The 10,124-nt window shown below is 55.4% G+C and carries 7 protein-coding genes; all 7 read right to left on the reverse strand.

What is annotated here, in order from left to right; genetic code table 11:
• Window positions 1-32: 32 nt before the first annotated feature.
• A complete protein-coding gene (locus tag G9Q73_RS00340) occupies window positions 33-2,066 on the reverse strand; it encodes an ATP-binding protein (protein WP_177417977.1) in 2,034 nt (677 codons plus the stop codon).
• Between the two features lie 6 nt (window positions 2,067-2,072).
• On the reverse strand, window positions 2,073-2,960 hold the full coding sequence (locus tag G9Q73_RS00345) for a PAS domain-containing protein (protein ID WP_177417978.1): 888 nt from the start codon (window positions 2,958-2,960) through the stop codon (window positions 2,073-2,075).
• 2 nt (window positions 2,961-2,962) lie between these two features.
• A complete protein-coding gene (locus G9Q73_RS00350) occupies window positions 2,963-3,100 on the reverse strand; it encodes a hypothetical protein (RefSeq protein WP_178941443.1) in 138 nt (45 codons plus the stop codon).
• 33 nt (window positions 3,101-3,133) lie between these two features.
• Window positions 3,134-6,127, reverse strand: coding sequence for a response regulator (locus G9Q73_RS00355; RefSeq protein ID WP_177417979.1), 2,994 nt, complete (start codon window positions 6,125-6,127; stop codon window positions 3,134-3,136).
• A 14-nt stretch (window positions 6,128-6,141) separates the two neighbouring features.
• Window positions 6,142-6,678, reverse strand: a complete 537-nt coding sequence (locus tag G9Q73_RS00360) for a TOL_0243 family YfiR-like periplasmic protein (protein ID WP_246344885.1) — start codon at window positions 6,676-6,678, stop codon at window positions 6,142-6,144.
• 133 nt (window positions 6,679-6,811) lie between these two features.
• Window positions 6,812-9,178, reverse strand: coding sequence for a TonB-dependent receptor plug domain-containing protein (locus G9Q73_RS00365; protein ID WP_177417980.1), 2,367 nt, complete (start codon window positions 9,176-9,178; stop codon window positions 6,812-6,814).
• A 499-nt stretch (window positions 9,179-9,677) separates the two neighbouring features.
• A partial coding sequence (locus G9Q73_RS00370; protein WP_369408795.1) for a cell division protein FtsX occupies window positions 9,678-10,124 on the reverse strand: 447 nt, incomplete at its 5' end.

Below are 10,124 nucleotides of genomic sequence, written 5' to 3' on the forward strand. Positions count from 1 at the left end.
AATAGTAGGTTGTCGATCATAGATGCAGGTGTTTATAGCCTGATGATACGTCCTAAAATTGTTTTAGCTGCATCGATATCGAACCCATTCAATGCTTGCTCTATCTCGCTCAAAGACGGGCTGAATTCTGTATTCGTTGCTTTTTGCTGGATCTCTTTCAGCAAGATCCCTGCCTGTCTCAAGTCGGTATCCAGATGCCCTTCAAGCTGTTGCAGTAAGTTTTGTAGCCCATCGAGATCAATGTCGGTATTGCTTTCAATTGGAGCCGACTCGTCTGTGGGTTCATCCAACTGAGCCAGGCCGTCGATCACTTGCTGCAGACTGGTGCGCAGATTTTCCAGCGTTTCCAACGCCTGGGCAGGTTGCTCGTTGCGGCAGTGTTGTTCTACTGAGGCGGCATATTGATGGACCTGTTTTGCACCGATATTGCCGCTGCTGCCCTTGAGGGAATGCGTGGTAAATGCCGCGTCAGCCAGCCTGTCCGCCTGGATATCGGCCCTAATCTGGTCGATCACATGGCGGTTATTGTTACGAAATTTCTCCAATATCCTGCGATAGGTGGCAACATTTCCACCCAGGCGTTCCAATGGGACTTCGGAGTCGATACCTGGCAGATCAGGGAACACCGCTGATTCGGCAGCTGTTTCAATGGACAGGGCCTCTTCGGGCAGGGGATTGCTCGGCGTGATCCACTTCGCCATGGTACAAAACAGGTTTCTTACATCGATCGGTTTGGCGATGTGGTCGTTCATGCCAGCTGCCAATACCTTCTCCCGGTCTCCCTCCATCGCATTAGCTGTCATGGCGAGAATCGGCAGCGTCTCAAACTTCTTCTGTTCACGGATTTTACGGGTGGCCGTGTAGCCATCCATCACTGGCATCTGACAATCCATAAGCACCCCGTCATAGGATTCCTGTTCGAGCATATCCAAGGCTTCCTGGCCATTGATAGCCCACTGTACGCTGATACCGCGTGCGACCAGCAGTTCCATGGCCACATCCTGGTTGATCTCGTTGTCCTCAACCAGCAGCATTTTGGCGCCACGCAGTTTGGCGGTCGCCCGTTCGGGAGTCTCATCTCCGTTGAACTTCGGCAGGTTCTGGCTGTTTTCCCAATATGCCATATCGGTGTGGACAGGCAGGCTTTGCTCCGGCTGCTCCTGCTGTACTCCAAGCAAGGCTGTAAAGTGGAAGGTGCTGCCGACGCCATCCTTGCTCTCCACCCAGATTTTACCCTGCATCATCTCCACCAGCCTGTTGGAGATAACCAGTCCCAAACCAGTACCGCCATATTTACGGGTGCTAGAGGCGTCTGCTTGACTGAAGACCTGAAACAGCTTCTGCTGCTGCTCGGGCGTTATGCCGATACCGGTGTCACGTACGGAAAAATGCAGGAGTGCTTGTCGATCCATTGCCTGTTCCAACGCGACAGACAACACAATTTCTCCATCCTTATTGGTGAATTTCAAGGCGTTATTGACGAGGTTGCTGAGTACCTGCCCAAGACGCAGGGGATCGCCAATGAGTGCCAGGGGCACTTCCTCTGCAACCTCAAACGTCAGGTTCACGCCCTTTTCCTCTGCCTTGAAACCGACCAGATTGGCAAGACTCTCCAGCACTGTCTGCACCTGAAAGTCTGTCTGCTCCATATTCAGTTTGCCGGCCTCGATCTTGGAGAAGTCTAGAATGTCATTGAGAATCCCAAGCAGGCTCTCGGCAGAGTGATGTGCCTTCTCAATAAAGTTACGCTGTATATTATCGAGATTGGTCTGGAGAGCCAGATGCGACATACCGATGATGGCATTCATCGGGGTGCGTATCTCATGGCTCATGTTGGCTAAAAATGTGCTCTTGGCCTCGTTGGCTTTTTGCGCTGTATCTTTGGCGAGTCTTAGTTGCTCTTCTGCCTGCTTGCGGATGGTTATATCTTCGTAGGTTCCAAGCACCCCAATGATACGCCCATCTATATCGTGTAACGGTATTTTACTGGTCTGTAACCATATAGTGCTGCCTTCGGGTGTGGTCTGTGGTTCTTCATAAGCAATTTTTGGCTCGCCTTTTTCCATCACCCTTTAGTCATCGGCCCGGTAAAACGCTGCCTGGTCCCTCCATCCCATTTCAAAATCGCTCAGTCCGATCAGCTCATCAGAATCCTTGTAACCAGCATCTTGGGCAAAGAGCTTATTGCACCCAAGATAATTCAAATCTATATCCTTCCAGAATACCCGTACAGGTATAGTGTCTAGAATCAACTGAAGGATCTGACGTGAATCTTCTGCATTTTGTTTCAATGCAGTCAGATCTTCAGTTTGCTCATTGACCAGCTCCTCTAAATGATTCCGATGATGAATAAGCTCCTCCTCCATCTGTTTGCGCTTAGTAATATCCTTAAAGGTGACCACGGCTCCTACGGTTTTACTATCTTCCCGGATTGGCGTACTCATCAATTCCACAGGAAAACCTGTGCCGTCTTTCCTCCAGAAGACCTCGTCGTCCATGCTGTGGACTTTCCCGTCCCGGTATGTGGCGCAGATGGGACACTCCTCGACAGGATAAGGGCTGCTATCCTGCCTGGTATGGTGAAAGGTATCATGCTGTGCCCGGCCGATCAGGTCCTCGGGTTTGTGGCCAATCATCTTCGCAGCGGTGGAATTGATAAAGGTCGTACGCCCCTCTATATCCACCCCGAAGATTCCTTCACCAGCCGTATTCAAAAGCTGTTCGTTTTTCCGGCCAATCCGTGCCAGTTCCCGTTCGACATGGTTACGTGCCTTGATATAGGGATTGATCACCCAATAATTCATGATGGGTGTGACTATCATGATCAAAACGACCGCATCGATGAGCGCTTCCAGGCCTGGGGATGACATTGGACCCAATACGGACAGGCCCAGCATGATCATGCCTTCGACAAGGAAGATGATGATGGCGATTCGCAGTAATAGTTGGATTTTATTCATGATTATCCGTATTCCCAAAAGAAGGAATTATTTCTTTTCAGTCGGTCGGTCGCAGCCAGCACGGCATACTCCTGCAGAAAAGTATCTATCACAAAATGGATGTCATCCGCTGAATCGTCCACTACCAGGACACGTTTCATCTCTGTGTTTAGAGTATTGTTTCCACTAAAAATCTACTGTCCAATGCGTCCTATCACGGTTTTTGCGGCATCGATATCGAAAGCATTCAATGCCTCCTCTATCTCGGCAAGGGAAAGACTGAATTCACTACCGACCACCTTTTGCTGTATCTCCTTCAGGTGGTTCTCGGCCTTTCTCAGGTCGACATCCAGATACTCTTCCAGCTGCTCCAGCGAACTACGCAGTTCTTTGAGACCGACACCGGCATCGCCCTGAATGGAGGGCGACTCTTTCGCGGGTTCTTCCAACTGCATCAGTCCCTCGATTACCTGTTCCATGCTGGTATGTAGGTTTTCAAGCTCCTCCAGCGCCTGGGCAGGCTGTTCGCTTCGACACAACTGCTCTACTGTGGAGGCATATTGATGGACCTGTTTCGCGCCGATGTTGCCGCTACTACCCTTGAGGGAGTGGGCTTGGTGCGCGGCTTCGCTCAGCTCTTCATTGCGGATATCCGCTGCGATGCGATCCACCAGGTCGATGTTCCTGTCGCGGTAGTTCCTGAGTATTCTGCAGTAAGTCGTCTTATTACCGCCTAGACGTTCAAGGGCTTCGGCGGTATCGATTCCAGGCAGGTCCGGTAGCTCTTCTGCCCCTTCTGGGGATTGCTCTGGCACCGGCAGCTCTTCGTCGCCCAGGGGATTGCTCGGTGTGATCCATTGCGCAAGGGTTGTGAACAAGGTGTTGACGTTGATCGGCTTGGCGATGTGATCGTTCATGCCAGCCGCCAGGACTTTTCCCCGGTCGCCTGCCATGGCATTGGCGGTCATGGCGAGCACGGGCAGCTCGGTGAGGTGTTCCTGCTTGCGGATTTCTCGGCTGGCCGTGTAGCCGTCCATGATTGGCATCTGGCAATCCATCAGAACCCCGTCGAAGGTTTCCTTTTCCAATATCTCCAAGGCCTCCAGGCCGTTGGTGGCCAGCTCCACGGTGATCCCGCTGCTGGTCAGCAACCCCAGCGCCACCTCCTGGTTGATCTCGTTGTCCTCCACCAGCAGCAGCTTCGCCCCTCGTAGTTTGCTGATGGCATCGGTGGCTTCTTCGTGCTGGGTCTTGTGACGTTTTTTTCCGATCTCTCCACAGCCCATGGCGCCTGCGATGGTCTCCAGAAGGTGGGATGGGTTCACCGGTTTGGTCAGAAACCCGGCCAGCTGAACGTCCTCGGCCGCCTTATGTGCCTCGGCGTGGCCGTAAGTGGTGACCATGATAATCGTTGGCGTATGGTTGAGCCTGGGATCGGCCTGAATGGCCCGGATGCCCTCGATACCGTCCATCTCCGGCATCTGCCAGTCCATCAGTATCAGGTCGTAGGGGGGGTGCTCGTCGGACTGCTCCAGCATTTCGATAGCCGAATAACAGGCATTGGCCTGATCGACCCGGAAGCCGAAACTCACCAGCATCTCCGACAAGACATCCCGTGAGGTGGCGTTGTCGTCCACCAACAACACCCGCAGGGTGCCCATATCGGATGAAAATAGGGGGCAGCGGCCGGGTTGCTGCTCCCGCACGCCGAGACGGACGGTGAAGTGGAAGGTGCTGCCGGCCCCGTATTCACTTTCCACCCAGATCTCGCCCTGCATCATTCCGACCAGGCGATTGGAGATGGCCAGCCCGAGGCCGGTGCCGCCGTACTTGCGGGTGGTCGAGGTATCGGCCTGGCTGAAGGCCTGAAACAGTTTGCTCTGCTGCTCTGGGGTCATGCCGATACCGGTGTCACGTACCGAAAAATGCAGCAGGGCTTTCCCGTCACCTTCCTCCTCCAAGGCTGCGGACACAAGGATCTCGCCATGGGCTTCTGTGAACTTCACCGCATTGTTGCCCAGGTTGCTGAGGATCTGGCCAAGACGCAGTGGGTCCCCCATGAGTGCCGTCGGCACGCTTCGCTCTACACGGAATATCAACTCGACGCCCTTCTCCTCGGCCTTGAGACCCACTAGGTTGGCGAGGTTGTCCATCACGTCCTCGAGTCTGAACTCGGTCACCTCCATGTCCAGCTTGCCGGCCTCGATCTTGGAGAAGTCGAGGATGTCGTTGATGATGCCGAGCAGCCCCTCGGCGGAGTGGTGCACCTTGCCGACATAGTTGCGCTGCCTATTATCGAGCCCGGTCTGCAGTGCCAAGTGCGACATGCCGATGATGGCATTCATGGGCGTGCGGATCTCGTGGCTCATATTGGCCAGGAACTCGCTCTTGGCCTGGCTGGCGGCCTCGGCCTCGTTCTTTGCCACCTCCAGTTGCGATGTCCGTGCCTCGATCTCTTCCTCGAGGTTTTCGCGATGGGCCGCCAGTTTCTCGTCGCGCACCTGGATCTGCTCCAGCATACTGTTGAAGCCATCGGACAGGATATCCAGCTCGACGATGTTGCTGCGCTGCGCACGGCCGCCATAATCGGCCTGTTGCGACACCTTGTTCATCACGCCGGTCAAATCCGACAGGGGCTGCAGCACGGATGCACTCAGCTGTTCCAGTAGGTGCCTGCCGATAAACACCGCCAGCGCGGCCGCGGCGAGCGTGATCAGGATCAGCCAAAGCAGCTGCCCATACAGGGACGAGAGATGGATATCGAAATGCACACTACCCAGCGTCTGTCCTTTATGCGTAACAGGCGTGGACAGTGCAATATGATCGATATGAAGAACCAAGTGTTCATGGTTCGTCTCCAGATGCGATGTGCTGTCACCATATCCTTCGGATTCATATCGGACAAACAGCTGCCCCTCCTTGTCGTAGATGGCCGCCAGCCGCACATCCGACGTATGCCACAGACTCTGGAGCAGTTCCTTGGCCGTTTGGTCGTCGCCGAACAGCAGGGCGGCGTTGACCTGGTCGGCCAGTACCTGGGCCTGGGAGCGGCTGGCATCGATCAGATTGACCAGATTGATGACGAAGTTCGTGGCAATGAAGATCCCGAGCACCAATGTCAGGGAGGTGACCAGGACCCGTTGATTGATACGCTGCAGGCGCCGGTTCAGCTCGGTGCCTTGTCGCATTGGCCGGCGCTGATTCACTGGATGACCTCCTTGGCCAGGCGCAACAGCTTGGAGTTGAGATTCAAGCCGTTGCCGCGGGCAGCGCTCAGGTTGATTTCAAATGTCACCCTGCCCTTGCGCATGTCCATGTTCAGGATCACCCCTTTGTGCACCGCATCCGGAATGTCGGACACCGTGAGCACGGGTTTGCCCTTCACTGCATCGTGCACCTGTTGCAGCTTTCGTTTGGCTGACCGGGAAATGAAAACGAGCTGGCAGTCGTTCAGGGCGTCCGAGTTTTTGGCCTGTCGCACGGTGATAGGCCGATCGCCGATTAATTTTCCCTTTACCAGATCCAGGTGATCGCCGAAAGGATCCTCTCCGTAAATGCAAAAACTGAAGGTGTCGTGCCCGTTGGAAGGCCATTCCGTAAAGGTGGCGAAGTTATACAGAAAAGCGGCCTTCATCCGGTATTCGGGTATTTTTTCCGACCATGCCGGGGCACTCCAGGAGATAACCAACAAAAGGATGCATAGCCGTTGCCAGAACCGGCGCGAAGGCATGTAGGTCATGGAGCGGCTCATCGTCAAGAGCTGAATTCGACCTGCCCGTAAAAGGTGCACGGCACTCCAGGGCATCTTGCTGCAGCCTTGTCTTGGAACGGCGTTTTACCCTTTGGTCGAAAACCGAAGGAGGTCCTTGTGGTCAAAAACGCCATACGAGCTCCCCGTAATAGGTGGGTTCGGCCTCGGTCGCCTGAATCTCCACCGTGGAAGAGCGGAACTCCTTCTGCGAGCCCAGAAGATTGCGCCCGCCCAGGGCCAACTCCAGCCCGGGACTTGCTTGCCAGCCCAGGCGCAAGTCCAGGTTGAGATACTCCTCGCCTCCGTCCAGGATTTTTCCGTACTCGCGCATGGTTTCGCCGGCGTAACGCAGGTCGGTGGTCAATTCCCAGTCGTGCGACAGTTGCATATTGGAGCGCAGGAAGACCTGGTGTTTGGGACTGTCGTTTTCATCCCCGACTTCGGTGGTATCGCCGCTGTCAGGGGTCGCACTCAGGTGCATGTTCAGGTAGCTGTAGGCAAGCTGGAACTCCCACCACCGAAGGGGCTTCCACCTGGCCGCGAGCTCCAGTCCGTAGGTTTCACCCGACAATTTGTTGTCCAACACCAACGGAAATTGTAAGTGGGGCTCCAGGTGCGAGGGGGAGGCATGGAGCTCACCAGGTTCGAGGGAACGCAACTTGTCGTAGTCGTTGTAGAAGAGGGCGAGATCGAGGAGGAAATCGGTACGCGGCTGGAACCGGTAGCCCAGCTCATAGGCGTACAGGATCTCTGACTCCATCCGGCGGTCCCCTTCGATACTGAGGTACAGATCGGGGGGCGGCAGGGGCGTGCGCAATATATTACCGTCGTGCTCGATCCGCGATGGCGTGCGCACGGCACGCGACGCACTGCCCCACACGCTGTGCTCACTGCCCGGGGTCCACAGGAAACGGGCGCTGGGCTGGAATTCGAAACCGGTATAGTCGTTGTGCTCGAACTTGGAACCGATAGTGATGCTGAACACGCCGGGATCGATGGTGATCTCGTCCTGGATGAAGGCGCTCCACAGCTGGTCCGAACGCGATCCGGGTCCCAGATACCATAGGCTTTGGCTGGTGTCGTCTGTGGTATAGCGCCATCCGCCACCCAGGTGGATTTCATGCTGTTCGCCGAACGGGAAACGGTAATGGACATCCAGATCGAAGTTGCTGCGCGAATCCTCGATGTAAAAATGATTGCGCTCGGCGTGATCGAAATAGGTCTGGGCCTCGAGATGACCTCCATCGCCGAGTCCACGCTCCCAATGGGCGAGGAGATGTCCGCCCGAAACCTTGGCGTTATAGGCCAGGGGATGGAAATAGGGATCCCTCAGCTGGGCCGGATCGAACCGCTCGCCCATGGTGCCCTGGTATATCTCTCCCGACAGGGTGTAGGCGCACTCGTCGCACGCCTCCCGATCGGCGCGAAAGCCAATACGCCCGATTCGCCAGTCATCCGCGCCGTCCGGTCCCTCGCCCTGCTCCCGGGCCTTGCCAAATACCCTGTAAGACCACCCGGCTTCGTTTTCGCCGCCATACCGGTAAGCGATACTCCCGCTCTCCTGGGTGGCTAGCGTCGCCGTGGCGAGATTTCCAACGGTATCGTGGGCATTCTTGGTGATGATGTTGATGACGCCGTTGACGGCATTGGCTCCCCACAGGGTCCCGCCGGGGCCACGGATCACTTCGATACGCTCGATGTCCTGCAAAATGATGTCATGGGTGTCCCAATAGACGCCGGAGAACAGAGGCGTATAGACACTGCGGCCGTCCAGCATGACCAGCAACTTGTTCGAGAACAGATCATTGAAACCGCGTGCCGACACCGCCCACTTGTTGGCGTCGATGCGGGCCACGTTCATTCCCGGCACCATGCGCAACAGGTCGGGCAAGGCGACCGCACCGGAACGGCGGATATCGTCTTGGGTGATCACAAACACAGCTGCTGTGGTTTCAAAAAGGCTCTGGGGTTTCTTGGCAGCAGAGGTGACCTTCATGGACATCAGATCTTCCAAAGCAAACTGAAGCAGGTCCGTGTCCGCCTGGGCTGGAGCAGCCACTGCCAGGGCCAGGCTCAGAAGGGAGTGCCTGGCATATCTGCCAAAGAAGGACAGACCACAGGGTAGGGGTGATACCGCGCCCGTTTCATGAACCGGACTTCTGGACAGGTGAGTTGTCATCATGGTTTCCTCAACTCTAATTTGAATATTCCCCAATACGCGCTTTGCGCTGACTGTTCCCAATCTAGCTGGAATATTCACATTGAATGTTTTGGAAAATAACGTCGATCCAGGTATTTTGCTGGTTCTATCCTCTTTGATATTGACACTGTCTGGATGTTCGACTAGGAAGCCGCCCTCGCTGCCGAACAGCAACCACTGCTCCTGTGTCTCGTTTGATTCGGTCTTGATTGTGGCATAACGCCAAGCCCATTCGTCCAGTTCTACCTGGGTAAGAAAAGGGCCACCGTGCTCGGTATTGCTTTCCATGACCGTTGCTCCCTAGAGTTCGATTTCTCGGGCGAAGCCTTTGCTGCAACATGCTCTGCCCATGGAGTCACCGCAGACATCGATCTCCTTGTCACAGGCAGACTCTGGGCGCAGTGGCGCAAAAAATCTAACGCAGGATCTGGGCGTTAGAGAAACCGGCCGTGACTGGCTTCAGCAAGACGCCGCAATGGAGCGGCGTATAGCGTTCAAGACCGCTGGCGGGCGGTGCGCCCGCATGCGGAACAGCAACAAGCTCTGGGTTGCATCGAGACTAAGGCCCCGGAAGACGCCTTGCGCCTGTTGGGACCTTCGGCCCTGAAGCTTGTTTCGACCGGGTGGGGAGAAACTTTAGGAAACTTCTGACTATCCCTGGTCAGGATTAGCGATTGCTCTCCTTGCTTGCGTTCTATGATGCTGGATGGAAAAAGGGACAGATTTATTTTTTTACGATTTTACCAAAAAATAAATCTGTCCCTTTTAATGATCACTGACATTCACTCTAACTTGGCTCAATCTCACTCAAATGCCGCCCTACCGCAATCCAGGAGCCTAACAGGCCCAGTCCTGCGCTGCCGCTAAGCAGTAGCAGGGTGGTGGTGATGTCAAGAGAGGAGAGGTCGAAGGCGCTCTGGTAGAGCATCGCCAGTTGCGCCACCGGGCCGCTGATGAGCAGGATGGAGATGGCAACCAGCAGCCAGGCGATGATGCCGCCGAAGAGTCCGTACCAGAGGCCGGTGTAGAGGAAGGGACGGCGGATGAAGCCGTTGGTGGCGCCGATCAGTTTGGTGATTTCGATTTCGGCGTGCCGGTTCTGGATCTCCAGACGTATCGTGTTGCCGATGATCAGCAACACCGCCAGTCCCAACAGGGTGGCGAGGACAAGCACCGCCCTCTGGGCAATTTCGGTGATCGCCTGCAGACGCCGTACCCACTGCAGGTCGAGCTG

This window comes from endosymbiont of Lamellibrachia barhami, from assembly GCF_011947365.2.
In the GTDB taxonomy this organism is placed as follows: Bacteria; Pseudomonadota; Gammaproteobacteria; order Chromatiales; family Chromatiaceae; genus QGON01.